Origin of the sequence: Kineococcus sp. NPDC059986, assembly GCF_040702905.1 — a bacterium.
Classification (GTDB): Bacteria; Actinomycetota; Actinomycetes; order Actinomycetales; family Kineococcaceae; genus Kineococcus.
The window spans coordinates 238,178-263,889 of sequence record NZ_JBFBND010000003.1; the positions used below are offsets into that span (position 1 = coordinate 238,178).

The 25,712-nt window shown below is 73.3% G+C and carries 24 protein-coding genes; 15 read left to right on the forward strand and 9 right to left on the reverse strand.

What is annotated here, in order from left to right; translation table 11 throughout:
• Nucleotides 1–4: 4 nt before the first annotated feature.
• Nucleotides 5–1,249, reverse strand: a complete 1,245-nt coding sequence (locus AB0637_RS04640; protein ID WP_366169993.1) for a PspC domain-containing protein — start codon at nucleotides 1,247–1,249, stop codon at nucleotides 5–7.
• A gap of 114 nt (nucleotides 1,250–1,363) precedes the next feature.
• Between AB0637_RS04640 and AB0637_RS04645 the strand changes: the two genes are divergently transcribed.
• The 6 genes from AB0637_RS04645 (at nucleotide 1,364) to AB0637_RS04670 (ending at nucleotide 7,373) form a co-directional block, all read left to right on the forward strand.
• Entirely contained in the window at nucleotides 1,364–1,828 is a 465-nt protein-coding gene (locus tag AB0637_RS04645; protein WP_366169994.1) for a PspC domain-containing protein, read from the forward strand.
• 46 nt (nucleotides 1,829–1,874) lie between these two features.
• Nucleotides 1,875–3,443 (forward strand): PspC domain-containing protein, encoded by a 1,569-nt coding sequence (locus AB0637_RS04650; protein ID WP_366169995.1) that lies wholly within the window; start codon nucleotides 1,875–1,877, stop codon nucleotides 3,441–3,443.
• A complete protein-coding gene (locus AB0637_RS04655; RefSeq protein ID WP_366169996.1) occupies nucleotides 3,440–3,694 on the forward strand; it encodes a hypothetical protein in 255 nt (84 codons plus the stop codon). The genes AB0637_RS04650 and AB0637_RS04655 overlap by 4 nt, the downstream gene beginning before the upstream one ends.
• Before the next feature lie 10 nt (nucleotides 3,695–3,704).
• The gene (locus AB0637_RS04660; protein ID WP_366169997.1) at nucleotides 3,705–4,790 is read left to right on the forward strand and encodes an aldose epimerase family protein; all 1,086 of its coding nucleotides are present in this window, start codon (nucleotides 3,705–3,707) and stop codon (nucleotides 4,788–4,790) included.
• Between the two features lie 74 nt (nucleotides 4,791–4,864).
• The gene (locus AB0637_RS04665) at nucleotides 4,865–5,143 is read left to right on the forward strand and encodes a DUF1490 family protein (RefSeq protein ID WP_366169998.1); all 279 of its coding nucleotides are present in this window, start codon (nucleotides 4,865–4,867) and stop codon (nucleotides 5,141–5,143) included.
• A 4-nt stretch (nucleotides 5,144–5,147) separates the two neighbouring features.
• Nucleotides 5,148–7,373 carry a cation-translocating P-type ATPase gene (locus tag AB0637_RS04670; RefSeq protein WP_366169999.1) on the forward strand — a complete coding sequence of 742 codons (2,226 nt, stop codon included), beginning with the start codon at nucleotides 5,148–5,150 and terminating at the stop codon, nucleotides 7,371–7,373.
• Between the two features lie 10 nt (nucleotides 7,374–7,383).
• On the opposite strand, the gene AB0637_RS04675 is transcribed toward AB0637_RS04670, so the two are convergent.
• A complete protein-coding gene (locus AB0637_RS04675) occupies nucleotides 7,384–8,355 on the reverse strand; it encodes a glycoside hydrolase family 43 protein (RefSeq protein WP_366170000.1) in 972 nt (323 codons plus the stop codon).
• Nucleotides 8,356–8,437: 82 nt separating this feature from the next.
• The gene (locus tag AB0637_RS04680; protein WP_366170001.1) at nucleotides 8,438–9,760 is read right to left on the reverse strand and encodes a hypothetical protein; all 1,323 of its coding nucleotides are present in this window, start codon (nucleotides 9,758–9,760) and stop codon (nucleotides 8,438–8,440) included.
• 135 nt (nucleotides 9,761–9,895) lie between these two features.
• Between AB0637_RS04680 and AB0637_RS04685 the strand changes: the two genes are divergently transcribed.
• The 6 genes from AB0637_RS04685 (at nucleotide 9,896) to AB0637_RS04710 (ending at nucleotide 16,217) form a co-directional block, all read left to right on the forward strand.
• Entirely contained in the window at nucleotides 9,896–10,723 is an 828-nt protein-coding gene (locus AB0637_RS04685) for a DNA-formamidopyrimidine glycosylase family protein (protein ID WP_366170002.1), read from the forward strand.
• 159 nt (nucleotides 10,724–10,882) lie between these two features.
• A complete protein-coding gene (locus tag AB0637_RS04690) occupies nucleotides 10,883–11,803 on the forward strand; it encodes a sugar ABC transporter permease (protein ID WP_366170003.1) in 921 nt (306 codons plus the stop codon).
• Nucleotides 11,800–12,705, forward strand: coding sequence for a carbohydrate ABC transporter permease (locus tag AB0637_RS04695; RefSeq protein WP_366170004.1), 906 nt, complete (start codon nucleotides 11,800–11,802; stop codon nucleotides 12,703–12,705). Before AB0637_RS04690 ends, AB0637_RS04695 begins: the two co-directional genes overlap by 4 nt.
• A 31-nt stretch (nucleotides 12,706–12,736) precedes the next feature.
• Nucleotides 12,737–14,098, forward strand: a complete 1,362-nt coding sequence (locus tag AB0637_RS04700) for an ABC transporter substrate-binding protein (RefSeq protein ID WP_366170005.1) — start codon at nucleotides 12,737–12,739, stop codon at nucleotides 14,096–14,098.
• Nucleotides 14,099–14,153: 55 nt separating this feature from the next.
• Nucleotides 14,154–15,104: a glycerophosphodiester phosphodiesterase family protein gene (locus tag AB0637_RS04705; protein ID WP_366170006.1), complete on the forward strand. Its 951-nt coding sequence runs from the start codon at nucleotides 14,154–14,156 to the stop codon at nucleotides 15,102–15,104.
• Between the two features lie 117 nt (nucleotides 15,105–15,221).
• The gene (locus tag AB0637_RS04710) at nucleotides 15,222–16,217 is read left to right on the forward strand and encodes an alpha/beta hydrolase-fold protein (protein WP_366170007.1); all 996 of its coding nucleotides are present in this window, start codon (nucleotides 15,222–15,224) and stop codon (nucleotides 16,215–16,217) included.
• A gap of 37 nt (nucleotides 16,218–16,254) precedes the next feature.
• Here AB0637_RS04710 and hisS read toward each other — a convergent pair whose 3' ends face one another.
• The 5 genes from hisS to AB0637_RS04735 all read right to left on the reverse strand — a co-directional run bounded on the left by hisS (nucleotide 16,255) and on the right by AB0637_RS04735 (nucleotide 22,436).
• Nucleotides 16,255–17,520 (reverse strand): histidine--tRNA ligase, encoded by a 1,266-nt coding sequence (gene hisS, locus AB0637_RS04715; RefSeq protein WP_366170008.1) that lies wholly within the window; start codon nucleotides 17,518–17,520, stop codon nucleotides 16,255–16,257.
• 176 nt (nucleotides 17,521–17,696) lie between these two features.
• On the reverse strand, nucleotides 17,697–19,184 hold the full coding sequence (locus AB0637_RS04720) for a mannitol dehydrogenase family protein (protein WP_366170009.1): 1,488 nt from the start codon (nucleotides 19,182–19,184) through the stop codon (nucleotides 17,697–17,699).
• Nucleotides 19,185–19,228: 44 nt separating this feature from the next.
• Nucleotides 19,229–20,107: a carbohydrate ABC transporter permease gene (locus AB0637_RS04725; protein ID WP_366170010.1), complete on the reverse strand. Its 879-nt coding sequence runs from the start codon at nucleotides 20,105–20,107 to the stop codon at nucleotides 19,229–19,231.
• Nucleotides 20,104–20,958, reverse strand: a complete 855-nt coding sequence (locus AB0637_RS04730; protein WP_366170045.1) for a sugar ABC transporter permease — start codon at nucleotides 20,956–20,958, stop codon at nucleotides 20,104–20,106. The genes AB0637_RS04725 and AB0637_RS04730 overlap by 4 nt, the downstream gene beginning before the upstream one ends.
• 128 nt (nucleotides 20,959–21,086) lie before the next feature.
• Nucleotides 21,087–22,436, reverse strand: a complete 1,350-nt coding sequence (locus tag AB0637_RS04735) for a sugar ABC transporter substrate-binding protein (RefSeq protein ID WP_366170046.1) — start codon at nucleotides 22,434–22,436, stop codon at nucleotides 21,087–21,089.
• Nucleotides 22,437–22,769: 333 nt separating this feature from the next.
• Between AB0637_RS04735 and AB0637_RS04740 the strand changes: the two genes are divergently transcribed.
• From AB0637_RS04740 to AB0637_RS04750, 3 genes are all read left to right on the forward strand, one after another.
• Entirely contained in the window at nucleotides 22,770–23,753 is a 984-nt protein-coding gene (locus tag AB0637_RS04740) for a sugar-binding domain-containing protein (RefSeq protein WP_366170011.1), read from the forward strand.
• Nucleotides 23,750–24,250, forward strand: coding sequence for an ATP-binding protein (locus AB0637_RS04745; RefSeq protein WP_366170012.1), 501 nt, complete (start codon nucleotides 23,750–23,752; stop codon nucleotides 24,248–24,250). Before AB0637_RS04740 ends, AB0637_RS04745 begins: the two co-directional genes overlap by 4 nt.
• 78 nt (nucleotides 24,251–24,328) lie before the next feature.
• On the forward strand, nucleotides 24,329–24,571 hold the full coding sequence (locus AB0637_RS04750; RefSeq protein WP_366170013.1) for a DUF6458 family protein: 243 nt from the start codon (nucleotides 24,329–24,331) through the stop codon (nucleotides 24,569–24,571).
• 21 nt (nucleotides 24,572–24,592) lie between these two features.
• Here AB0637_RS04750 and AB0637_RS04755 read toward each other — a convergent pair whose 3' ends face one another.
• Nucleotides 24,593–25,561 carry an aldo/keto reductase gene (locus tag AB0637_RS04755; RefSeq protein ID WP_366170014.1) on the reverse strand — a complete coding sequence of 323 codons (969 nt, stop codon included), beginning with the start codon at nucleotides 25,559–25,561 and terminating at the stop codon, nucleotides 24,593–24,595.
• Nucleotides 25,562–25,712: the final 151 nt, after the last annotated feature.

Genomic DNA, 25,712 nt, shown 5'->3' on the forward strand with positions numbered 1-25,712 from the left:
CCGCTCACCCACCGGCCGGCATCCGCAGGGCCACCTCGGTGCCCCCGTCGGCGGGACGGCGGATGGTCGCCGACCCGCCGGCGCGCTGCATGCGCCCGACGATCGACTCCCGCACGCCCAGCCGGTCCTCGGGGATCGCGTCGAGGTCGAACCCCGCGCCCCGGTCGCGCACGAACACCTCGACACCACCGCCCGCCGGCTCGGCGTACAGGGACACCGTCCCACCCGCGTGCCGGCCCGCGTTGAGCAGGGCCTCGCGGGCCGCCTGGGCCAGGGCCGTCGTGCCGCGGTCCAGGGCCAGGGTGTCCAGGTCGCCGACGAGGACCACCTCCACGACCGCGCCGGACACGTCCTCGACCTCCGTCGCGGCGGCCCGCAGCGCGGCCCCGAGGGTTCCCGCCGACGTCCCGTGGTCGCCGTACAACCACTGCCGCAGTTCGCGTTCCTGCCGTCGGGCCAGCCGCGCGACCTCGCCCGCGTCGGCCGAGCGCTTCTGGATCAGGGCGAGGGTCTGCAGCACCGAGTCGTGGACGTGGGCGGCGAACTCCGCACGCTGCTGCTCGCGGGCGAGCGCCGCCCGTTCGGCGCCGAGGTCCTGCCACAACCTGACCACCCACGGCGCGGCGACGAGCGCGAGGCCGCCCATGACGACGACCCCGGCCACCGCGGACCGCCAGAACTGCCCGACGTCGCCGACGACGACGGGGAACAGGACCGCGCCCAGCACGACGAGGGAGGCACCGGCCACGACCCGCACGACCGCACCCCGCCCGTCCCCGGCCTCCTCGACGAGCCGGCGCCGCCGGGTCGCGTCGAGCTGGCTCCAGGCCAGGACGATCCCCGTGCCGCCCACCAGGACCGGGACGACGAACCGGGCCGAACCGTCGACGAGGTTCACGGCCGGGACGAGCCCCAACCCCACGACGACGGCCACCCCGACGAGGGCGTTGCGGTGGGCGAGGACCCAGCCCGACGGGTCCGGACGACTCTCCTCGGGCAGCGCGAGCTGCCGGTCGTCGAGCAGCACCAGCCACAGCACGACGTAGAGGACGACACCGAAACCCCCGAGGAACGCCGACGCGGCGAACACCGTCCGGACCTTCGGCAACGGCACCCCGGTGTGCTGCGCGATCCCCGCGGCCACCCCGGCGACCCGACGGTGGGCGGTGCTGCGCACGAGGGGCGGACGGGAACCGTCCACCGGCCTCCCCGCGGGGTCCATCGCGGGATCCCCCGTCGCTGTCAGCACCCGCCGATCGTGACACGCACCCCCACCCCGGGGATCCCCCCGACGCCGGAGTTCAGGGTCGGCTCAGGGTCTCACCCGATGTGACCGGGGGTCCCCGGACGGCAACCTCGAGACATGACCACGAGCGAGCACCTCAGCTTCGACAAGACCCAGCAGACCCCCGGACAGGAGACTCCCGTGAGCGACTACACCGACCACTGCACCGACCACACCGCGGACCAGCCCGCCAAGCCCACCGCCGCCGACCGCTTCTTCGCCTCCATCCGCCGCACCGGCCTGGTCCGCTCCCGGGACCGCTGGGTCGCCGGCGTCGCCGGCGTCGCCGGCGCGGTCGCGCAGCGCACCGGCGTCCACGTCAACGCCGTCCGGATCGGCTTCGTCGTCCTCTCGCTGTTCGGCGGGATCGGCCTCGGCCTCTACGGCCTCGCGTGGGCCCTGCTGCCCGACGTCACCGGCCGGATCGAGGCGCAGGCCGCGCAGCGCGGTGACGTCTCGGCCGCCCTGGCCCTCGCCGTCGGCCTCGTCGTCCTCGACCTCGTGCTGGGCAACGGACTGCTCGGGCTCGGCTGGGTCTTCTGACCTCAGGCCTGTGACCTCTGCCGGCTGCGGATGGGAGGGTCGGACCGTGAGCACCACGACGACGAACGGACCGCGCGGGGTGGCGAAGTTCTTCGCCGCCGTCCGGTCCAGCGGTGTCGAACGCTCGCCGGACCGGTGGTTCGCGGGCGTCTGCGGCGGCGTCGCCGAGCGGCTGGGCGTCGACCCGCTCCTCGTGCGCGGAGTCCTCGTCGCGCTGACCGTCGTCGGCGGTCTCGGCCTCGCCGCCTACGGCGTCTGCTGGTTGCTGCTGCCCGACGGGACGTCCGCCCGACCGACCGGCACCGACGAGGAGGACGACCGTCCCGAGCCGTCCGGCGCTCCGCGCGTCCCCGGCCGCATCGAGGCCGAGGCCGTCCTGCGGGGCGACGTCTCCGGGTCCGCCTGGCTCGCCGGGGCCCTCGTCCTGGCCGACCTCGCCCTGCCCCGCGCGCTGCTCGGCCTGTTCAACCAGAACCTCGACGGTCCCGGGTGGGGTTTCCTCACCACCGGGTTGCTGGCCCTGCTCGGCTGGTGGTTCCTGCGCGACTTCCGCATCCCGCCCCTGGACCCCGCCCGCCGTGCGGCGCCGGTCCCGGACGCCGCCGCCCCGGCACCGGTCCCCGACCCCGGCGCGCCGACCGTCCCGCTGTCCCTGCAGAAACCGCCGCCCCCGGCCCCGGACGGTCCGGCGGCGGGGTACGGCTCGCCCACCGAACGACGGGCCGCGGCCCGGCTGGCCCGCGAACAGGCCCGCCTGAGCGCCGCGCACGAGAAGGCGCAGCAGAAGGTGCGCGAGGCCCAGGTGGCGGCGGACCGGGCCCGCGTCGCCCGCCGACCGGGGTCACCCCTGCTGACCACCGCGACCCTCGGGGTCGCCCTGCTCGCCGTCGGGCTCGTCGTCGCGGCGTCCCTGCTCACGGCGGCCGGCCCCTGGCAGGGCACCTCGATCGCCCAGCCGCTGCAGGACCGGACCCTGCCCCTCGCCGCCGCCGCGGCCACCGTCGTCCTGGGCCTGGGCGCCGTCCTGGCCGGACTGCGGGGACGACGGACCGCGCTCCTCGGCCTCGCGTGGCCCGTCGCGCTCGTCGCCACCGCCACCGCGCTCGCCCCGCCCGCCGGGAACTGGACCGGGGACGTGGACCGCACGTGGACCCCCGGCGGCACGTCGTCACTCAGCGCCGCGGTGGGCCGCCTCGTCGTCGACCCGAGCGCCCTGGCCGACGGCACCGCCACGGCGACCGTGGCCGCCGGCCGGCTCGCCGTCGTCGTGCCCACCGACCGGACCGTCCTGCTCGACGTCACCGTCCTGGCCGGATCGGTCCGGTGGGCCCCCGGCGCCGACGTCGTCGAGGTCGGCGACGACGCGCTGCGCCGGGACGCGCTGGGCGGCGACACCCAGCGGGAGGCGGGTGACGCGGTCGCCGGCGGGGTGAACCTGCGCCGCGTCTTCGCCGTCGGCCCGGAGGCCGCGACCCTGGCCGCCGCCGTCACCGTCCGCGGGGACGACCCCGCCGGCTGGGAGGTCCCCGCCGGCACTCCGCGGGTCCTGGCCACCGACTGGGCCGGCGAGGTCCGCATCGGTCCCGCCGGGTCGAGCACCCTGGAGGCGTCGTGAGCACCCCCGAGCCCCGGCCCGGTCCGACACCTCCGCGCGGACCCGACCTCGGCGCGGTCCTCGGCGGCCTCGTCCTCGTCGCCGTCGGCGCCGCCGTCGCCGTCCACGTCCTGTTCGGGCTCGGCTGGGACTGGAAGGTGTGGGCCGCCGGGGTCCTGCTGACCGCCGGGGTCGGCGTCCTGCTCTCCTCGGCCGTGGCGGCCCTGCGCCGTCCGCGCGACGAGCAGGCCACGGGACCCGGCCCCCGGTAGCGTCGCCGTCGTGAGCGATCAAGACGGCCGGACGGGATCCGCGGTGCGCCGCGAAGAGGACTGGGGACGCCTCGAGGACGGCACGCCCGTCGGGCGCTGGATCCTGCAGGACGGACCCCTGGAGGTCGGGCTCGTCGAGCACGGGGCACGGTTGCAGTCCGTCCTCGCCCCCGACGTCGACGGCCGGTGCGCCGACGTCGTGCTCGGGTTCTCCGACCTGACCCCCTACACCGGCAAGGGCCGTTCGTTCGGCGCCACGATCGGCCGGTTCGCCAACCGCATCGCGGGCGGGACGTTCGAGCTCGAGGGGCAGCGGGTCACCGTCCCGGCGACCGACCGCGGCAACGCCATCCACGGTGGGCCGCACCCGTTCTCCGAACGGCTCTGGTCCGCCCACCCCGTCGAGGGCGTCTGCGGGGTCCGGTTCTCCCTCTTCAGCCCCGACGGCGACAACGGGTTCCCCGGCGGTCTGTCCGTGCACGTCACCTACGCCCTGCACGAGCGGACCCTGACCGTCACCTACGCCGCCACCACCGACGCCCCCACGGTGCTGAACCTCACCAACCACGCGTACTTCAACCTCGCCGGGGAAGGGACCGGGACCGTCGACGCGCACCTCGTGCAGGTCCTCGCCGACACGTTCCTGCCCGTGGACCCCACCGGGTTGCCGACGGGGGAGTTCCGGTCCGTGGCGGGCACCCCGTTCGACCTGCGCGAGGCCGTCCCCGTCGGCTACCGGGTCGAGCAGGACGACGAACAGCTGGAGCGGGGCAAGGGGTTCGACCACTGCTACGTCCTCGCGGACGTCCCCGGCGGCCGGCGGGCCCCGGCGCTCGCGGCCGTCGTCTCCGAACCCGTCTCGGGCCGGACGCTGGAGGTCCGGACCGACCAGCCCGGGATCCAGTTCTTCACCGGGGGCTCGCTCGCGGGAACCCTGGTGGGCGCAGCGGGGGTGCCGTACGGCCCGCGGACGGGTCTCGCGCTGGAGACGCAGGCGTTCCCCGACGCGCCCAACCGTCCGGAGTTCCCGACGACCGTCCTGCTGCCCGGGGAGGAGTTCCGTTCCGTCACGGAGTTCCGGTTCTCCGTGGGCTAGACCCGTCCTCCCGGGCGCTGGGCACCACGGCGGACGGTGTGGTCCAATGAGAACAGATCTCACCTGGAGGAACCATGTTGCCGATCGCCGCCCCCGTCGGACGTCTCGTGATCACCGCCGCCGCGTCGGCCGGGCTCGTGAAGGCCGTCAGCGACGGCCGGGGAACCGCCGCCCTGCGCCGCCTCGCCGTGGGCGGGACGAAGGTCGGCATCCGCACCTCGCGCGCCGCCGAGACCGGCGTGGAACGCCTGCGCCTCGGAGCCGGTGACATCGTCGCCCAGGCCTACGACGAGATGGGCGAGCAGCCGCCCGTCCCGGCCACCCCGCAGGCCGGTCACGACCACCAGCACTGACCCGGTGGCGACAGCGACCGTCGAGCTCGGCCCGCTCCACGTCCTCGCCGACGTCCCCGGGCGGGCCCGCTTCCAGGCGGACTGGTTGCGGCGCAGCCCGGGGCGGGCCGTCGCCGCGGAGGAGGCCCTCGACCGGCTGACCGGGACCCGGCTGGCCCGCGCCTACCCGGTGACGGGCAACGTCGTCGTCCACTACGACCCCGCGGCGCTCACGCTCCCCGACCTGCTCGCGGCCGTCGCCGGGGTGGCGCTCGTCCCCGCCGACGCCGAACCCTCCCGCACGCCGCGGTCGGCCGACGTCGGCAACGGCGAGGTCGCCCGCATCGCCGTCGGCGGGGCCGCCCTGGCCCTGCTCGGCTTGCGCCGCTTCGCCTTCGGGCGCCCGCCGCTGCTCGGACCGACGTCCCGGCTCGTCGCGACGGGCGTCACCGTCTTCTCGGGGTACCCCTTCCTCAAGGGAGCCGTCGGCGCGCTGGTCGGCCGCCGCAGCGCCGGCACGGACGCACTCGTGTCCGCCGCGACGGTGGCGAGCCTGCTGCTGCGCGAGAACGTCGTGGCGCTCACGGTCCTGTGGTTGCTCAACATCGGCGAGTACCTGCAGGACCTCACCCTGCGGCGGACCCGCCGGGCCATCGCGGACCTGCTGCAGGGCAGCGAGACCAGCGCCTGGGTGCAACGCACCACCGTCGACGGCGACGTCGTCGAGCAGCGCGTCGACCTCGCCGAGCTCGAGGTGGGCGACCTCGTCGTCGTGCACGACCAGTCCACCGTCCCCGTCGACGGCGAGGTCGTCGAGGGCGAGGCCGTCGTCGACCAGGCCGCCCTGACGGGGGAGAACCTCCCCGTCCAGCGCGCCGTCGGGCACCACGTCCTCGCCGGGAGCGTCGCCCTGCGCGGCCGCCTCGTCGTCCGGGCCACCGCGACCGGGCAGGACACCGCCGTGGGCCGCATCGTCGCCCGCGTCGAGGACGCCCAGGCCGACCGCGCCCCCGTCCAGACCGTCGGGGACCGGTTCAGCCGGAAGTTCGTCCCCGCCTCCTTCGGGCTGGCGCTCGCGACCCTCGTCCTGACCCGCGACGTCCGGCGCGCCATGACGATGCTGCTCATCGCCTGCCCGTGCGCGGTGGGGCTCGCCACCCCCACGGCCATCAGCGCGGCCATCGGCAACGGGGCCCGGCGCGGGATCCTCGTCAAGGGCGGCTCCCACCTCGAGGCCGCAGGCCGCGTCGACGCGTTCGTGTTCGACAAGACCGGCACCCTCACCGTCGGGCGCCCCGTCGTGACGAACGTGCTGAGCTTCCGCGACGACTGGACGCCGGAACAGGTCCTGTCCGAGGCCGCGAACTCCGAGGTCCACTCCCGGCACCCGTTGGCGCAGGCCGTCATCCGCTCCACCGAGGAACGCCACCTCGTCATCCCGACCCACGAGGAGTGCGAGGTCATCCTCGGTCTCGGCATGCGGGTGCAGGCCAACGGCCGCGTGCTGCTGGTCGGGTCACCGGGGCTGATGCGCCGCGAGGGGGTCGCGGTGGACGCGACGGCGCAGGACTGGGTGGACCGGTTGCAGTCCGCGGCCGAAACCCCCCTGCTGCTGGCCGTCGACGGTGTCCTCACGGGGCTCGTCAGCCTGCGCGACGAGGTGCGCCCGGAGTCGCGCGGGGTGCTGGAGGAACTGCGCCGCACCGGGGTCGAGCGGATCGTCATGCTCACGGGCGACAACGAGCGGACCGCGGCCGCCGTCGCGGCCGAACTCGGGGTGACCGAGTGGCGCGCCGAGGTCATGCCGGAGGACAAGCAGGACGTCGTGCGGTCCCTTCAGGCCGAGGGGTACACCGTCGCCGTCGTCGGGGACGGCACGAACGACGCCCCCGCACTCGCCCTGGCCGACCTCGGCATCGCGATGGGGTTGTCCGGTACGGACGTCGCCGTGGAGACCGCCGACGTCGCCCTCGTCGGCGACGACCTGCGCCGGCTCCTGCAGCTGCGCGACCTGGGCGACCGGACCCTCGGTCTCATCCGTCAGAACTACGGCGCCTCGATCGCCGTCAACGGGTTCGGCGTGGCCCTCGGGGCCGCGGGGGCGTTGTCGCCGGTCCTGGCGGCCATCGCCCACAACGCGTCGTCGGTGTTCGTCGCGGTGAACTCCGCGCGCCTCATCAGGTACCGGATCCAGGCACAGGAGGGCAGCGCACGACGGGTTCCCCCGCGGACGTCGAGCGCGCGTCGCTGAGGGTCGTCGGTCAGCGCAACGCCGCGTCCCGCAACCGTTCCCACTCGTCCCGGAAGAGGGGCAGCACGGTGCCGTGCTTCGTCGACGGCGGGATGGACACCTCCTCGGCGGGCACCGGTTCCCACCGGCCCGAGTCCAGGTCGTCGCACTGCAGGGCGAAGTACCCCTGCGGCCACTCGGCGTACTGGTCGAGGAACAGGTACCACCGGTCCCGGTCGCGAGCCTTGACGACGAGCGGGGCCTCGACCCCGCCGGGGTACCGGTCCCCTGCGATGTTCGTCGTGACGACCTCGAAGTCGTCGGCGAACAACCCCGATCCGCGTTCCAGGAAGATGCCCCAGCCGCCGTTGCGCTCCTCGTCCTTGGAGAACCGGTACACCCGCCCGTGCTCCTGCAGGACGGCGGTGTCGATGATGTCCCGCCCGCCGGTGTCGACCATGACCTCCGTCGGGCCGAACCTGGTGAAGTCGCGCGTGCGGGCGGCGAGGATGCGGCTGTAGGACTCGCTCGCGTGCTCGGTGTCCTCCGGCGGGTAGAGGCGGGAGGACCAGAAGACGACGTGCTCGCCCGTCGCCGGGTCCGTCGTGACCTCCGGGGCCCACGCCATCCCCGCCGTCGGCGGCGCGACCTCGACCAGCCGCGGACCCTCCCAGGTCAGCAGGTCGTCGGAGTCCCACAGCACGAGCGACCGGCTGCCGTGCCGCCGCCACTCGTCCCAGCGCAGGCCACCGCCGTCCCACACCCGCAGGTCGGTCGCCAGCACGTGGAACCGTCCCGCGTCGTCGCGCACGATCGCCGGGTCGCGCACCCCGGTCGTGCCGACCCGGGACTCCAGGACGGGTTCGCCACCCCACAACGGGTCCCAGCGCAGCGGGGAGTCGTCGCGGCTGAGGGAGAAGTGGATCTTCTCCGCGTGCCCGTCCGGGTCCTCCCGGAAGTGCGCCAGCAACCACCCGTACGCGTCCCGCCCGACCTGCACCACGACCGTTCTCCCGTCCGTCCCTCTGACCCGACCCGTCCACGGGACGCTACGGGAGCCCTCGGACACCGGCCCGGGCGCGGGCCTAGCCGCGGGTCGTGTCCCGCGCCCACTCCGGGACCGCGGTCAGTGCGGCCCAACGGTCCCGGCGGCGCAGCAGCCCCACCGTCGCGGGTACGGACAGGACGGCCGCCGCGGCGATGAACCCCAGCCGGACGGGCAGCGGCCACGGACCGCGGTCGACGGACGAGGACGACGTCGACACGGCCCGGGCGAGCAGGGCGCTCGCCAGGGTCAGGTCCCCGGCCGGGTGGTGCCCGCCGTCGGTGGGCACCCGCAGGTAGCCCTGGGTGGCCCCCGTCCGCAGCTCGGTGCGCACGACGCCCAGGTCGCCGTCGGAGCTCGGGGCCGTGCCGTGGACCAGCACCCCGGCGGAGGACCAGCCCAGGACGTCCTGCCCCGGCACCGCCGCGGGGACGTCGCGGTCGGCGCCGGCGGCGACGAACTCGATGCGGGCGGACGGCGTGCCGGCCCCGGCCGTCAGCGCGAGGAGGGACCCGTCGGGTGACCAGGCCGGGCCGTCGGCCAGCACCGCCCCGGCGGGGACGGGCACCTCGCGGGACTCCGGCGTGCCGTCGGCCGGCGTGGGGGCGAACGGGGCCACGACGCGGACGACGGAACTGCCGGGCGTCTGGAACGCGACGAGGCTGCCGTCGGGGCTGAACGCCGCCGCGACCACCTCCTGCGCCCCCGGCACGGCCACGGCCCGCTCGGACCGCGCGTCGAAGACGAAGAGCTGGCCCGTCGCGGCCCCAGCCTCCGACCCAGCCTCCGACCCCGCGTCGGCGCTGGTCCCGAGGTAGGCGAGTCGGGTGCTGTCGGCGCTCCACGACAGCGGGACGACCGTCGGGACGCGCGGGACGACGTGCACGCGGGTGTCCCCCGTGCCGAGGTCGACGAGGGCCAGGGTGGAGCTGGCCACCCCGGGCCGCGTCGCCGTCGTGCCGCCGTTCGCGCCGGCGGTGGACGGACCGTCGCCGACGGCCACCGTCCGCCCGTCCGGGGACAGGACCGTCGCCGCCGGCTCCAGCGAGCCCGCCAGCGCACCGCCGCGGACGGCGGCCTGCGTCAGCACCCGCGTGCTGCTGCCGTCAGCTCCGAGGACGAGCGTCTGCGTCACCCCGGCGATCCCCGTCGCCGCCTCCTGGCGGTACACCGCGACGGCCGCGCCGACGGGGTTGGTCGCCACGGCGGCCGTCAGCGGGCTGTACCCGGGGAAGACCTCCGGCACGACCGAGCGGGACGGCGGCCGGCGCTGGCCGGGCAGCGCGGCGACCGCGAGGACGGCCACGGTGCCCAGGACGAGGACGCAGAGCGCGACGAGGAGGGGCAGGCGACGCGAGCTCATGCCTCAGCTTCACCCCCGGCGCCCGCCGCAGCCACTCCTCCCGTGTGGAGACGCCGTGCACGTGCGCGGACGTGGGGACGGACCGGCCGGGAGCTCCACCGGGCGGCCCGGACCGGCCTCGGGCACGGTGGACGGGTGCCCGAGGGCGACACCGTGTTCCTGCTCGCCCGCCGTCTGAACGCCCGGCTGGCGGGTCGACCCGTGCGGCGCAGCGACCTGCGGGTCCCCCGGTTCGCGACGGCCGACCTGTCCGGGACGCGCCTGGTCGAGGTGGTCTCGCGGGGCAAGCACCTGCTGACCCGCCTCGTCCCGGAGGCCGGGGCCGCGCTCGCCGCGCCCACGACGCTGCACACCCACCTGCGGATGGACGGGGAGTGGACGGTGCTCGGCCCCGGCAAGCGGCTCCCCGGACGGCTGGACCCGGACGTCCGCGTCGTGCTCGAGACGGACGGACCGACGGCCGTGGCCCTGCGGATGCCCGTCGTCGAGCTCGTGGAGACGGCGCTGGAGCACACGGTCGTCGGGCACCTCGGTCCCGACCTGCTCGACGCCGCGCTCACCGTGGACGAGCGGGTGGAGCGTTCAGTCGCGAACCTCGCGCTGCGGCCCGAGCGGGGGCTGAAGGCGGCGCTGCTGGACCAGCGCAACCTCGCCGGGCTGGGCAACCTGTGGGCCGACGAACTGTGCTTCCTGCGGGGCCGGTCCCCGTGGGCTCCCGTGGGGGACGTCGACCTGGTGCCCCTGGTCCGGCTGGCGGTCAGGATGCTCACGTTCTCCGTCGGTCCGTCCCGGGCGCCGCAGGTCACGACGGGTGACACCCGCCCGGGCCGGCAGCACTGGGTGTCGGGGCGCGCGGGGAGACCCTGCCTGCGCTGCGGGACGACGGTGCTCGTCGAGGCGGAGGTCCCGGGTGATCCCGAGCGGCGCCGCACGTGGTGGTGCCCGCACTGCCAACCGGGCTGAGACGGGTGAACGGACGGTGTCCCGGGCGTCCCGTCCGATCGTTGCAGGTGAACAGTCGATGACCGTTCCCCGATCCGGTGCCGGAGTGGTCCGGGGGCGCTGCGACGCGAACTACTGTTCCTGACGTCCAGCCCGCTCCCGACCTGGGAGGAGGTCGCGTTGACGACCCTCCACCAGGTTCCCGCACCGCGCACCCGGAAACTTGCGTGGCGGTCGTGGGGAACCTTCCTGCTGCTCGCCGGGCCCAACGTCGCGCTCCTCGTCGTGTTCGTCTACAAGCCCCTCGTGCAGAACGTCCAGTACTCGCTGCTGCACTGGAACCTCGGTTCCGACACCGCGACGTACGTCGGGCTGCAGAACTACGTGAACTACTTCCAGAACCCGAAGACGCCGACGGTCCTGCTGACGACGCTCGTGTTCGCGGTCGTGACCGTCGGGGGCTGCATGGCCCTCGGCCTCGCGCTGGCCCGCCTGCTGGACCGGAACCTGCGCGGCCGGACCTTCGTCCGCGCCGCGGTGTTCGCCCCCTACGTGCTCTCGGGTGTCGCCGTCGGCATGTGCTGGCTGTTCGTGTTCGACCCGCAGTACGGCCTGGTCGCCGGGGTCCTGCGTGCCGTGGGCCTGGGGTCGCCGAACTGGTACAACGACCCCGACTGGTCCCTGGCCATGGTCTGCATCGTGTACCTGTGGAAGTACGTCGGGTACGTCGCGATCATCTACCTCGCGGCCCTGCAGTCGGTCCCGCAGGACATCCTCGAGGCCGCGCAGATCGACGGCGCCTCGCCGCTGCGCACCTTCTGGTCGATCGTGTTCCCTCTGCTGTCGCCCACGACGTTCTTCCTCGGGGTCACGGTGTTCATCGAGTCCAACGCCGGTGGGTCCTTCGACATCATCCGCGCCATGACCAAGGGCGGACCGCTGGAGGGCACGACGACGATGGTCTACCAGGTCTACCAGGAGGCCTTCGTCGACGGTTCCGCCGGTTACGCCTCGGCCATCGCGACGCTGCTCTTCCTCGCCCTGCTCGTCGTGACCGTCGTCCAGATGGTCGTCGTGGAACGGAAGGTGCACTACCGGTGAGCGTCGAGGAGAGGACCACCTCGGGATCCGGCCGGATCCCGGCCCCGCGGTCCGGCGGCCCGGAGCCGTCGTCCCGCCCCCGCCGACGCCGCGTCGACGTCCTCGGCTACACCGGTCTGGTCGTGGCCGGCCTGGTCATGGTCGTGCCGATGCTCTGGATGCTGCTGGCGTCCTTCAAGCAGCGCAACGAGATCTACACGATCCCGGCGAGGTGGCTGCCGAGCGCCCTGCAGTGGCAGAACTACGCGGACGTCTTCGCCACCGTCCCCTTCGCGCACTTCCTGCTCAACAGCGTCATCACGACGGTCGCGGGCGCCGGGCTCAAGGTCGTCCTGGGCCTCATGTGCGCGTACGCGCTGGTCTTCGTGGAGTTCCCCGCCAAGCGCCTGGTGTTCCTCGTCGTCCTCGCGGCGCTCATGGTGCCCCCGCAGGTGACGCTCATCCCGAACTACACCCTCATCGCCCAGGTCGGCTGGCTGAACTCCTACCAGGGGATCGTGCTGCCCGGGCTGGCCAGTTCGCTCGGGACGTTCCTCTTCCGCCAGCACTTCCAGACGCTGCCGGTCTCGGTCCTGGAGGCCGCGACCATGGACGGCGCGGGGCACTGGCGGCGGCTGTGGCAGTTCGTCGTCCCGCTGTCCGCGCCCACCGTCTCGGCCGTGGCCCTCGTCTCGGTCGTGGGGGAGTGGAACCAGTACCTGTGGCCGCTGCTCGTCACCGACCGGTCCGACATGATGACGCTGCCGGTGGGTCTGACCCTGCTGCAGAACAACGACGGCATCACCAACTGGGGTGTCCTCATGGCCGGCACGGTGCTGGTCATGCTGCCGATCCTCCTCGTCTTCCTCTTCTTCCAGCGTCGGCTCGTGGCGGGTCTCGCCACGGGTGCGGTCGCCAACTGACCCGCTCCTCCCCCTGCCTCAGGAGAACCTCGTGAACACCTCGTCCTTCGTGCTGCCCCGGCGCGGCGTCCTCGGCCTCGCGGGCCTCGGGGCGGCCGGGCTCGGCCTCGCCGCGTGCTCCGGCCCCTCGACCGCGTCCTCGAGCGGCAGCACGGCCTCCGCCTCGACGACCGACTGGTCGAAGGTCACCCCGGCCGACTCCGTCACCGTGTGGACGAACCACCCCGGGTCCTCCCAGGCCGTCGAAGCCGAGTTCCTCAACCGGTGGAACAAGGACAACTCCGACATCAAGGTCGAGTTCGTCACCGCCGGGTCCAACTACGACGAGATCTCCCAGAAGTTCCAGGCGGCCCTGACCGGCTCCGACCTGCCCGACCTCGTCCTGCTGAGCGACGTCTGGTGGTTCCGCTACGCCCTCAACGGCCAGCTCGCCCCGCTGCAGGACCTGCTGCCGGCCGCCGGGGTCACGACGACGAACTACCAGAAGGGGCTGTACGCCGACTACCAGTACGACGGGTCGCAGTGGGCGGTTCCCTACTGCCGGTCGACGCCCGTCTTCTACTACAACAAGGCGCACTGGGCCAAGGCCGGCCTGCCGGACCGCGGTCCGCAGACCTGGTCGGAGTTCGAGCAGTGGCTGCCGAAGCTGCAGGCCGCCGGCACCGGCGCCCAGGCCCCCTACGGCCTGGGCAAGGGCACGGGCAACGCGACCTGGATCTTCCAGAACATGATCTGGGGCATGGGCGGCGCCCTGTCCGACGAGTGGACCATGACGGTCGACAGCGCCAAGGTCCTCGCGGCCAGCGACTACCTCCGTTCGTACATCACCAAGGGCTACGCGGCGGTCTCCTCCTCCGACCAGGCCTCGGACTTCGGGGCGGGGCTGTACTCCTCCGTCATCGGCTCGACGGGCTCGCTGTCCGGGATCCTCAAGGCGGCGAACTTCGAGGTCGGCAACGCCTTCCTCCCCGGCGGTCCCGCGGGCCAGTTCACCCCGACCGGTGGCGCCGGGTTCGCGGTCCCGGCCAAGCGCACCCCCGAGCAGCAGCTCGCCGCGGCGAAGTTCCTGGCCTTCCTGGCCGAGGACGACAACACGGCCTACTTCTCCCAGAACACCGGGTACATGCCGGTCACGACGGGCGCTGTGAACTCCTCGACGATGCAGCAGGTCTACGCGCAGACCCCGCTGTTCAAGACGGCCGTGGACCAGCTGTCCAAGACCCGGACGCAGGACTACGCCCGCGTCTTCGTGCCCGGTGGCGACCAGTCGACCGTCACGGCGTGGGAGAAGGTCATGCTGCAGGGGACGGCGTCCAAGGACGCGTGGGGCACCGCCCAGGGCGAGGTCGAGCAGTCCTTCACCTCCGACGTGAAGCCGCTGCTGAAGTCCTGACCCCGCACGCCTCGCCGTCCGCCCGCCGCCCGACCCCAGGGGAGATGCTGGTCCTGTGAACCGTCCGTCCGTCCGCCCGCCCGCCCGTCCGCTCGTCATCGCGCACCGGGGGGCCTCGGCGCTCGCGCCGGAGAACACGCTCGCCGCCTTCGAGGTGGCGCTGCGCGCCGGTGCGGACCTGCTCGAGCTCGACGTGCAGCTCGACGGGGACGGCGTCCCGGTCGTCCTGCACGACGAGACCCTGGACCGGACGACCGACCGGTCCGGGGCCGTCGCGGAGCTGTCGAGCGCCGCGGTGCGGGCCGCGGACGCGGGCGCGTGGTTCTCGCCGGCCTTCGCCGGTCAGCGCGTCCCGACCCTGCAGGAGGTCGTGGACCTCGTCGCGCTGCACGGGTCCGGTGGGCTCCTCGTGGAGTTCAAGGGCGCGTGGGCCCCGGCGGCCGTCGCGGGTGCGGTGGCGACGCTGCGGACGGCCGGGGTGGCCGACCGCAGCGTCGTGCAGAGCTTCGACGTCGAGACGGTCGCGGCCCTGCGGGACGTCGCCCCCGACGTCCGGCGCGCGCTCCTCGTCCTGCACCCCGGGGTCCCCGTCGGCCCGGACGGGCAGGAGCAGTCGTTCCGCGATCTGGCGCACGACCCGTTCACCGCCCTGTCGACCCCGGCCGGGCAGGCCCGCGCGCAGGCCGCGCGGGCCGTCGCCGAGCTCGGGGTGGTCGCGGTGAACCCCTACGTCGGTGCGCTCGTGGCCAGTCCGCACGTGGTGGCCGAGCTCCACGCGGCGGGAGTCGCCACCTACCCGTGGACGGTCGACGAACCGCGGTTGTGGGCCGACCTGCTGCGCAACCGGGTCGACGGTGTCATCACCGACGACCCCGCACGGCTGCGCGGTTTCCTCGACGCCCGCGAGGTCCGCGCCTCGCAGGACGAGGCCCCCGAGGACCGACAGGAGCTGACCCTCGCCGCGACGCGGCAGGGGGCTCCGGCGTCCCGGCTGACCCCGGCCTGACCGGTCGTACCGGGCCACGGCGTCCCCCCGCGACGACGTTCGGGGGGAGCCGTGGTGGAACCGTGCAGGTCGGCGCGGCCGGCCCCGGCCGGGCGCGGCGGCCGACAGGATCGACACGTGAGGTTCCGCTCTCTCCCCGCCCTCCCGGCCGTCCTCGGCGTCGCCCTGCTCGTCGCCGCCTGCTCCGGGTCAGCCCCGGACCACCGCACGATGCCCTCCGGTGCGGACGGTTCGGGCGCCGCCACGACGACCGCGGGAGCGTCCCCGTCGTCGGAGACGCCGAAGGCCACCCGCACGCACACCTCCGACGGCCAGGAGTTCACCACCGTGAACTTCGGTGCGGACAACGTGCTGGAGACGACGCTGCACGGCGCCGCGTCCGGTGTCTCGATGAAGGTGTGGATCTGGACGCCGCCGCAGTACGACGACCCCGCTCACGCGCACAAGGACTTCCCCGTGCTGTTCCTCTACCCCGGGGGTGACGGCGCGACGTACAACAACTGGACCGACCGGTCCTACTCGGCGCAGGAGGTCGTGGACTCCGGTGCGAAGGACGGTTCCGTCCTGCCGTTCGTCTTCGTCATGCCGGAGATGCAGGTCTCCAAGAACGTCGACACCGAGTGCACCGACCTGCCCGGGCAGCCGAAGGTCGGCACGTTCCTCGACACGGACGTTCCCGAGATGGTGCAGCACGACTTCCGGGTGCTGCCGCCGGGGAAGGGCTGGGGTGCGGCGGGGGCGTCGTCCGGTGCCTACTGCGCCTCCGCCATCGCCCTGCGCAAGCCGGGGGAGTACGGCGCCGTCGTGAGCATCGCCGGGTACTTCGACATGGAGACGAAGCTCCCGCACAAGGATGCGGCGACGCTGGCGCAGTACCCCACGGCGCTGGCGCCGACCTTCCCCGGGACGCTGGCCTGGCTGCTGGTCGCCGGCACCGACAGCCCCGAGGACGTCCAGCAGGCGCAGCGGTTCGCCGGTCTCGTGAAGGCGCCGTCCACCGCGCAGGTGTCGTTGCAGGACGGCGGGAAGCACCTGACCACGTCGTTCAAGGCCGCCATGCCCGAGGTGTTCGCCTTCTTCAGCAAGCACCTGGCCGGGCCCCGGCCGCAGTGACGGCCGGGGCCCGCCGGGCCCGACTGGATGGGTGGGATCAGCTGGCGGACAGGGGGGTCGGCTCGGAGAACGTGAGCCGGCCCTCCTCCACGCGGGCCCGAACGACCTGCGAGTACCCCTCGGCGACGAGGGCGTCGAAGAGCGGCTGCAGGCGCTTGGCCTGCTTGACGAGGGCGACCCGCGCCCCGGTCGACTGCAGTTCGCGCTGCTTGCGCAGCAGTTCGCCCGCGTCGACCCCGGCGGGGTGCACGAGCGCCACCGCAGGGGCCGCGTCCGCGGGCAGCGTGACCTCGTCGATGATGCGCTCGAAACCGATGGAGAAACCCGCCGCCGGGACGTCCCGGCCGGTGAACCGGCCGATCATGCCGTCGTAGCGGCCGCCACCGGCGATGGAGGAACCCCCACCCGGCAGGGACATCTCGAAGATCGGCCCGGTGTAGTAGCCCATGCCGCGCACGAGCGTGACGTCGAACTCCACCGCGAGGTCGGGGGCGCTGACCGCGACGGCGGCCGCGATCTCCTGCAGGCGCGCGACCGACTCGGCCGGGACGGTCTCCGGCAGCGCCCCGTCGCCGAGGCGGGCGACGTCCCGCAGCGGGAGCAGGTCCGTCAGGGCCTTCTCCAGCGCGGTCACGGGTTCCTCGCCGAACCCCTTGGAGCGCAGTTCCGCGAGGACCCCGTCGAGGCCGACCTTGTCGTTCTTGTCGACGGTGATGAGGACGCTGCCGTGGTCGGCCTCGTCGAAACCGCACCCCGTCAGCAGACCGGTGAGGACACCGCGGTCGTTGAGCCGCAGCGTCGTCCCGGTGAGGCCGAGGCGGGTGAGCGCGGTGTGGGTGGCCGTGACGAGCTCGACCTCGGCGAGGCTGCCCGCCTCGCCGAGGATGTCGATGTCGCACTGGACGAACTGGCGGTAGCGGCCCTTCTGCGGCCGCTCGGCGCGCCAGACGGGACCGATCTGCAGCGCCTTGAACGGCATCCGCAGGGCCGCGGCGTTCGAGGCGACGTACCGGGACAGCGGGACGGTGAGGTCGAAGCGCAGGCCCAGGTCGGCCGCGTCCGCGGGCAGCAGGGGCTCGTCGGCGGTCAGGCCGCGGCGCATGACCTTGAACAGCATCTTCTCGTTCTCGCCGCCCTGGCCGGACTCCAGCCGCGACAGTTCCTCCAGTGCGGGCGTCTCGACCTCGTCGAAGCCGAACGAGCGGTAGACCTCGCGGATGACGTGCAGCGCGTGCTCCCGGCGAGCCTTCTCGACCGGCAGGACGTCGCGCATGCCCCGTGCGGGGACCACCTTGGAAGCCATGCGCCCATCGTAGGGCGGCCCCTCCCCCGCGCGGAAAACACCTTTTCCGCCCTCCGGGCGCTGGGAACGGGGCGGATGTCGTGCTCTCCGCCCCTCCCGACCCCCTCCGGAGGGCGGAAAGAGTGTTTTCCGCGCGGGGGAGGGAGCTGGGGGAGGGGGACGGGGGAGGGGAGGGGTCAGTCGCGGGCGACGAGCGCCTCGAGGGTGGCGCGGGCGCCGTGGGCGTGCAGGGACGCGAGGGTGGCGCTGTACTCCGCGACGAAGGCCTCGTCGTCGGCGAGGTCGCCGAAGAGCGAGCGGTCGGCGATGAAGGCCGTCGGCTCCTCGCGGTTGCGCTGCGCCGTCGCGACGAGGCGCTCGGCGATCCGGTCCGAGACCTCGATGGGCTCGCCCTGCTCGTCGACGCCCTCGGCGTAGCGGGCCCAGCTCGCGACGACGGCGGCGGCGCGGTGGAACTCCCCTCCGGAGGCCAGCTGCTCGCGGACCACGGGCAGCAGCCACTTGGGGATGCGGTCCGAGCTCTCGTTGCACAAGCGGGCGACGGTGTCGCGCACCTCGCCGTTGGAGAACCGGTGCACGAGCTCGTGCCGGTAGGCGTCGAGGTCGATGCCCGGGACGGGCGGCAGCGTCGGGGAGCCCTCCCGCTCCATGTAGTCGAGCAGGAACCGCGCGAACAGCGGGTCCTGCGCGACCTCGTGCACGAGCCGGTACCCGGCGAGGTAGCCGAAGTAGCACAGTGCCTGGTGGCTGGCGTTGAGCAGCCGCAGCTTCATCAGCTCGTAGGGTTCGACGTCCTCGACGACCTGGACGCCGGCGTCCTCGTACGGTGGACGGCCGAGGCCGAAGTCGTCCTCGAGGACCCACTGCACGAAGGGTTCGCAGACGACGGGCCAGGCGTCGTCGATCCCGAAGCGGTCGCGGACCTCGGCGCGGTCGTCGTCCGTCGTCCCCGGGGTGATGCGGTCCACCATGCAGTTCGGGAACCGCACGTTCTCCTCGACCCACGCCCCCAGCTCGGCGTCCTTGGCCGTGGAGAAGGCGACGAAGACCTTGTGGGCCACGTGCCCGTTGCCCTGCACGTTGTCGCAGGACATCACGGTGAACGGCGGGACACCCCGGTCGCGCCGCCGGCGCAGGGCCTCGGTGACGAGGCCGAAGGTCGTCCGGGGGACGGCGCCGTCGGCGAGGTCGGCCGCGACACCCGGCTCGTCGAGGACGAAGTCCCCGGTGACGGCGTCGATGTTGTAGCCGCCCTCGGTGACGGTGAGGGAGACGATCCGGATCTGCGGGTCGGCCATCGCCTCGACCGCGGCGTCGGGGTCGGCGGGGGCGTGCAGGAAGTCGAGGATGGACCCGATGACGCGGGGTTCACGGGAGCCGTCGGGGTCCTTCAGGACGAGGGTGTAGAGCCCGTCCTGCGCGTCCATGACCTCCTTCATCCGCGCGTCGTGCGGGAGGACGCCGATGCCGCGGATGCCCCAGTCCAGCGCCTTGCCGTCGTTCATCAGGCGGTCGAGGTACATGGCCTGGTGCGCGCGGTGGAACCCCCCGACGCCGAGGTGGACGATGCCCGGCGTCACCTGCGTCCGGTCGTAGGTCGGGACCGGGACGTCCCGGCCGATCTCGGCGAGGTTCGCGGTCGTCAGGGGCACGGGGGCGGTCACGGGCGTCTCCCGGAGGTCGGATCGGCGGCGTTCGTCGGTGCGGATCACTTGACCGCACCCATGGACAGACCCTGCACGAGCTTGTCCTGGGCCGCGAACCCGGCCACCAGCACGGGTAGCGAGATCACGGTGGCCGCCGCGCAGAGCTGGGCGAGGAACAGGCCCTGGCTCGTGACGAAGCTCGTGAGGAACACGGGTGAGGTGCCGGCCACCGTGGCCGTCAGCGTGCGGGCGATGAGCAGCTCGTTCCAGCTGAAGATGAAGCAGATGAGGGCGGTCGCGGCGATCCCGGGCATGGCCACGGGGGCGACGACCGTCCGCAGGGTCCGCAGCAGACCGGCACCGTCGATGGACGCCGCCTCGAGGATGTCGACCGGCACCTCGGCCAGGAACGACTGCATCATCCACACCGCGATGGGCAGGTTCATCGCCGTGTAGAGGACGATGAGGAACCAGATGTTGTCGACCAGTCGTGTCGCGTTGGCGAAGAGGAACAGCGGCAGCAACCCGGCCACGATCGGCAGGAACTTCGTCGACAGGAAGAAGAACATGACGTCGGTCCACTTGCGGACCGGCCGGATGGACAGCGCGTAGGCGGCCGGGATGGCCAGGACGAGCACGACGACCGTGGAGACGATCGAGGCCCACGCCGAGTTCAGCAGCGGGACGGCCGGGTCGGCGGCGAAGAAGTTGCGGTACCCGTCGAGGGTGAGCGAGGCGGCGATCGACGGCGGGTTGGTCGCGGCGTCGGCCTCGGAGTGGAACGACGTCAGGACCATCCACAGCACGGGCAGGACGAACAGGACGCCCACGACCCAGGCGAGCACCGCCCACAGCGGGTTGGTGCGCTGCATCCGCCGGGCGCGCCGTTCGGCGCGGCTGGTGGGGACGTTCGAGGGGCGGGTCAGGGTCTGGGCGCTCATCGGTTCTCCTGCTTGAACATGGACGCCACGGTGCGCAGCGCGAACGTCGAGATGGCGATGGTGGCGATGACGACCACGACGCCCATGGCCGAGGCCAGGCCGTAGTCGTGGGCGGAGAAGAAGGTCTGGTAGATCGTGTACGGCAGGTTCGCGGTGCCCAGGCTGCCGGACGTGATGGTGAACACCGCGTCGAAGTTCTGGACGATGTAGATGGCCCCCAGCAGGCCGCCGAGCTCGAGGTACTGGCGCAGGTGCGGCAGCGTGAGGTAGCGGAAGATCTGCCACGCCCCCGCGCCGTCCATGCGGGCGGCCTCCTCGGCGTCCGACGGCTTGGACTGCAACCCCGCCAGCAGGATGAGCATCATGAACGGCGTCCACTGCCAGATGAGGGAGGCCTCGATGGCGATCTTCGGTGCGGCCGACAGCCAGTCCGGCTGCGGCGGGTTGTCGCTGCCGAACAGCTGCCACACCCAGGTGATGGCGCCGTTGAAGAGGCCGTAGTTCGGGTTGAACAGCGCGTGCTTCCACAGCAGCGCCGCGGCGATGGGCACGACGAGGAACGGCGCGATCATCATGGTGCGGACGACACCGCGGCCGGCGAACTTGCGGTCGAGCAGCAGCGCGATGAGCAGGCCGAGGACCAGGCTCACGGCGACCACGGTCACGGTGAGGACGACGGTGCTCCAGACGGAGGAGCGCAGCGACGCGTCCTGGAACACGCGGACGTAGTTGCCGAAGCCGGCGAACCCGCGCTCCTCGGGGTGGTAGGCGTTCCAGTCCATGAACGAGATGACGATGGTCGCGACGAACGGCAACTGGGTCACGATGATCGTGAAGACCAGGGCCGGCATGAGCGGCGCGCGGCGCGCCCAGTCGGCGGTCCTGCGGGCGCCGCCGACCTGCAGGCGGTCCCGGCCGGTGCTCGTCGCCCCGGTGGTCGGGGGGTTGGTGCTCGTGCTCACGGGGTCCTCCGGCTCGGTCAGCTCTTGTACTGGTCGGTGACCTGCGTGGTCGCGAGGTCCTGAGCGGCGTCCAGGGCCTCGCGGACGCTGGTCTTGCCGGCGATGGCGGCGCTGATGCCCTGCGAGGAGAGCGTTCCGAGGTTCGCGAACTCCGGCACGGCGACGAACTGGATGCCCGGCGCGGGGCGTGGCTGGACCCCGGGGTCGTCGGGCCTGGCGGCGTTGATGGCGTCGATCGTCGGTTTCCAGAACGGCCCGGCCGAGTCCTGGTACTCGCTGTTCTCGTAGGTGGAGCTGCGCTTGCCCGCGGGGACGTTCGGCCAACCGATCCGCTCACCCACGAGGTTCTCGTAGTCCTTGCCGCTGGCCCAGGAGATGAACTTCCACGCGGCCTCCTTGCGGGCGGAGGCGGCCTGGATCGCCCAGGACCAGGCGAACAACCACCCCGAGGACGCCGTCTCGCGCACCGGGGCGGGGGCGTACCCCATCTTGCCCGCGACGGGGGACGTCTTCGCGTCGAGCGATCCGGCGGCCGAGGTCGCGTCGTACCACATCGCGACCTGGCCCTGGGTGACCCCGTTGAGGCACTCGGTGAACCCGGCCTGGGGCGAACCCGTCGGACCGTGCTTGCGGACGAGGTCGACGTAGAACGTGACCGCGTCCACGAACTCGGGGGCGTTGACGCGCGCGGTCCAGTCCTCGTCGAACCACGTCCCGCCGAACGTGTTCACGACCGTCGTCAGCGGCGCCCAGACCTGACCCCAGCCGGGCTGGCCGCGCAGGGCGATCCCGCGCATGCCGCGCTCGGCGCCGTCCAGCTGCGCGGCGAGCTCGGCGACCTCGTCCCACGTGGGCTGGTCCGGCATCGTCAGGCCCTTGGCCTGGAGCAGGTCCGCCCGGTACATGAGGAACGACGACTCCCCGTAGAAGGGTTCGGCGTAGACCTTGCCGTCGTCGCCCGTGAGCGCGGTCGCCAGGGGGGCGAGGACGTCCTGCTGGTCGAAGCCGGTGTCGGTGGCGAGGTGACCGTCGAGGGGTTCGAGCCAGCCGAGCTTGGAGTAGAAGGGGACCTCGTAGTTGGAGATCGACGCGACGTCGTACTGCCCGGCCTGGCTGGAGAACTCCTGGCTGATCTTGTCGCGGACGTCGTTCTCGGGGAGCACGGTGTAGTTCACCCGGATCCCGGACGCCTTCGTGAACTCCTGGGTCAGCGACTGCAGGTCGATCATCTGCGGGTTGTTGACCATGAGCACGTTGATGCTGTCGTCCCCGCCGCTGCCGGTGCTCGCGCCGGCGCCCGCGGCGCAGCCGCCCAGCAGGGTGGCACCCCCGCCCAGCGCCAGGGCCAGCGCCGTGCGCCGGCGCAGCGTCCGCGCGGCGGTCGGGGACGTCCCCGGTCCCGCGCCTGGTCCCACGCCTGGTCCCACGCCTGGTCCCTCGCCCGGTAGGTGGAGTCCGGCCATGTTCCTCGGTCCTTCCCTCGGTGGTCGTCCCTCGGTCGTCGTCGTCGACGGGTGGGTGGCGGTCGGGGTCACCCCCTCGGTGGGGGACCCGGAACCGCCGTGCCCTGACCTCTAGCCTCGCTCAGATGAGCAAGGTAATCTCAACCGAGCAAATCGTCGCGCCGCTGTGACGTCGTTGTCAACCGCGGGGCGCACAGCACCCGGTCCGGGTGCCGGAACCACGAACCGGGGAGGGTCATGGCCAGGAGGGGAGCACGGCCCGGGTCGGGCGTCGCGCAGGGCTCGGCGAGCGCACTGGCCCTGGCCGCCGCCGCGGCCCGCCGGTTCTACGTCGAGGGGGAGACGAAGGTCGAGATCGCCCGCCAGCTCGGCGTCAGCCGGTTCAAGGTGGCGCGGCTGCTGACCGACGCGCAGGAGGCCGGCCTCGTCCGGATCCAGGTCGTCGTCCCCGAGTCCCTCGACGGCGAGCTCGCGGAGGGGTTGCGCGGGACGTTCGGTCTGCGGTCCGCGTACGTCCTGCGGACGCAGGAGCTCGAGCTGCCGGCCCAGCGGCGCGCGGTGGCCCGGTTCACCGCCGGGTTGCTGGAGGAGAGCGTCACCCCCGACGACGTCGTCGGTCTCGCGTGGGGGCGGACCATCTCCGCTCTCACGGCAGCGCTCTCGGCCGACCTGCGCTGCCGCTTCGTCCAGCTCTCGGGCGCGCTGCCCCGTCCCGACGTCGAGGGCAGCGCCGTCGACCTCGTCCGGCGGGCCGCGGACGCCACCCGGTCCTCGGCCACGACCTTCTACGCGCCGCTGGCCGTCCCCGACGCGGCGACGGCCGAGGGGTTGCGCTCGCAGTCCGGCATCAGCGAGGCGCTGGCCGAGCTCGACCGGCTCACCAAGGCCGTCGTCTCGGTCGGGGCCTGGCGGCCGGGGGAGTCGACGGCACTGGACTCCCTCGGCACGGCCGACCAGGAGGCGCTCTCGGCCGCGGGTGTCGTCGCCGAGGTCACGGGGGTCCTCGTGGGCCGCGACGGCCGGGAGGTGCAGGCGCTGGCGGACCGGGTCATCGGCGTCACGGGGGCGCAGCTGCACGCCACCCCGGACGTCACGGCCATGGCCTGCGGGGACCTGCCCGCCCGCGCCGAGGCGACGGCGAGCGTGCTGCGCAGCGGGATGGTGTCCACGCTCGTCACCCACGCCTCGCACGCACGGGCCGTCCTGGCCTGCGGACGGTGACCCCTGCCTCTGAGCCCGTCGTCGTGTTGCTGTGCGGCATGGTCGGCGCGGGCAAGACGACGTTCGCCGCGCGGCTCGTCGCGGACGGGTACGTGCGGCTCTCGATCGACGAGGAGTTGTGGGCCCGCTTCGGCCGCTACGGCCTCGACTACCCCGAGGACGTCTACGACGAGTACAGCCACGTCGCCGAGCACGTCCTGCTCGAAGAGCTGCGCGCCCTCCTGGCCCAGGGGCGGGACGTCGTCGTCGACTTCGGGTTCTGGAGCCGCGGCAGCCGCGACCGGTACAAGGGCGTCGTGGAGCAGGCGGGAGCGCGCTGGCGCCTCGTGCACCTCGACGTGCCGCGCGAGGTGCTGCTGCGCCGGCTGGCGGGCCGCAGCACGCGGTTCGACGCGAACGCGGCGTTCCCCGTCGACGCGGCCTTGCTCGACGGGTTCCTCGCACGGTTCGAACCGCCGTCGGGGGAGGGCGAGGAGGTCCTGCGCGTCGAGGGCTGACCGGCGACCACCCGTCCGCTGACCCGTTCGTGCGACCGTCGGCTCGCGGGGTGGGCGCACCGGGTCCACAGTCGACCCATGCGTCTGGGAACGAGCATCTTCCTGCTGGCGGTCGGGGCGATCCTGACCTTCGCGGTCACCGTGTCGTTGGCCGGTGTCGACCTCCAGACCGTGGGGGTCATCCTCATGGTCATCGGGGTCCTCGGGATCGTCCTGGAGTTCGCCATGTTCCGTCCGCGCACCCAACGCACGACGAGCGTGACGTCGGCCGACCCGGTGTCCGGCACGACGCGGCGCGAGACCACGCGCCGCGACGTCTGACCCGGGTCGACCGCCCGGGCCTCAGAACCCGGCGACCGCGTGGGGTTCGTACGGCGCCTGGAGTTCGGCGACCTCCTCGTCCGTGAGCTCGAGGTCGAGCGCGGCGACGGCGTCGTCGAGGTGGTGGGGTTTGGTCGCCCCGACGATGGGCGCCGTGACGACGGGGTTGCGCGCCACCCACGCGAGGGCGACCTGCGCGCGGGGGACGCCGCGGCGTTCGGCGACGCGCGCGACCGCGGCGACGATCTCCGCGTCGGAGTCGCGGTAGAGCGTCTGGCCGAACCGGTCGGTCTCGGACCGGGCCGTCGTCGTGTCCCAGTCGCGGGTGAGCTTGCCGCGCGCCAGCGGGCTCCACGGGATGACGCCGACGCCCTCCTCGGCGCACAGCGGCAGCATCTCTCGCTCCTCCTCGCGGTAGAGGAGGTTGTAGTGGTCCTGCATGGAGACGAACCGGGCCCAGCCGTGGTGCTCCTGCAGCTGCAGGGCCTTGGCGAACTGCCACGCCCACATCGAGCTCGCGCCGAGGTAGCGGACCTTCCCGGCCTGGACGACGTCGTGCAGCGCCTGCAGCGTCTCCTCCAGCGGGACGGTGGGGTCGAAGCGGTGGATCTGGTAGAGGTCGACGTGGTCGGTGCCGAGCCGGCGCAGCGAGTGGTCGATCTCGGTGAGGATCGCCTGCCGCGACAGGCCGGCGCCGTTCGGACCGGGCCGCATGCGGCCGTGGACCTTCGTCGCGATGACGATCTGGTCGCGGGGGACGGCCGCCAGCAGCGTCTTCCCGACGATCTCCTCGCTGGAGCCGTCGGAGTAGACGTTGGCGGTGTCGAAGAACGTGACGCCCGCGTCGAGCGCGCGGTGCAGGAAGGGGACGCTGTCCTCCTCGGGCAGCGTCCAGGCGTGGTTCCCGCGCTGGGGGTCGCCGTAGCTCATGCAGCCGAGCACGAGGCGCGAGACCTCGAGCCCGGAGGAACCGAGTTTCACGTAGTCCATGGCCCGATGCTGCCGGACGCGGCCCGTGGCGGCGCGCCCGGCCCGCACTCTGGATCGAACGATCCGTCCTGATCGATCGATCTTGACCGTTCCCTGAGGACGCGGGCACGGTGTGCCTTCCCAGGGCGCCACGACGACGCGGAGCCCGCGA

Excerpts from the sequence above, each read along its gene's own strand:
- hisS (WP_366170008.1), bottom strand. The coding sequence starts at position 17,520 with ATGGCTTCCAAGGTGGTCCCCGCACGGGGCATGCGCGACGTCCTGCCG.
- AB0637_RS04730 (WP_366170045.1), bottom strand. The coding sequence starts at position 20,958 with ATGCCGGCCCTGGTCTTCACGATCATCGTGACCCAGTTGCCGTTCGTC.
- AB0637_RS04645 (WP_366169994.1), top strand. The coding sequence starts at position 1,364 with ATGACCACGAGCGAGCACCTCAGCTTCGACAAGACCCAGCAGACCCCC.
- AB0637_RS04750 (WP_366170013.1), top strand. The coding sequence starts at position 24,329 with ATGCGTCTGGGAACGAGCATCTTCCTGCTGGCGGTCGGGGCGATCCTG.
- AB0637_RS04680 (WP_366170001.1), bottom strand. The coding sequence starts at position 9,760 with ATGAGCTCGCGTCGCCTGCCCCTCCTCGTCGCGCTCTGCGTCCTCGTC.
- AB0637_RS04755 (WP_366170014.1), bottom strand. The coding sequence starts at position 25,561 with ATGGACTACGTGAAACTCGGTTCCTCCGGGCTCGAGGTCTCGCGCCTC.
- AB0637_RS04725 (WP_366170010.1), bottom strand. The coding sequence starts at position 20,107 with ATGAGCGCCCAGACCCTGACCCGCCCCTCGAACGTCCCCACCAGCCGC.
- AB0637_RS04740 (WP_366170011.1), top strand. The coding sequence starts at position 22,770 with ATGGCCAGGAGGGGAGCACGGCCCGGGTCGGGCGTCGCGCAGGGCTCG.
- AB0637_RS04665 (WP_366169998.1), top strand. The coding sequence starts at position 4,865 with ATGTTGCCGATCGCCGCCCCCGTCGGACGTCTCGTGATCACCGCCGCC.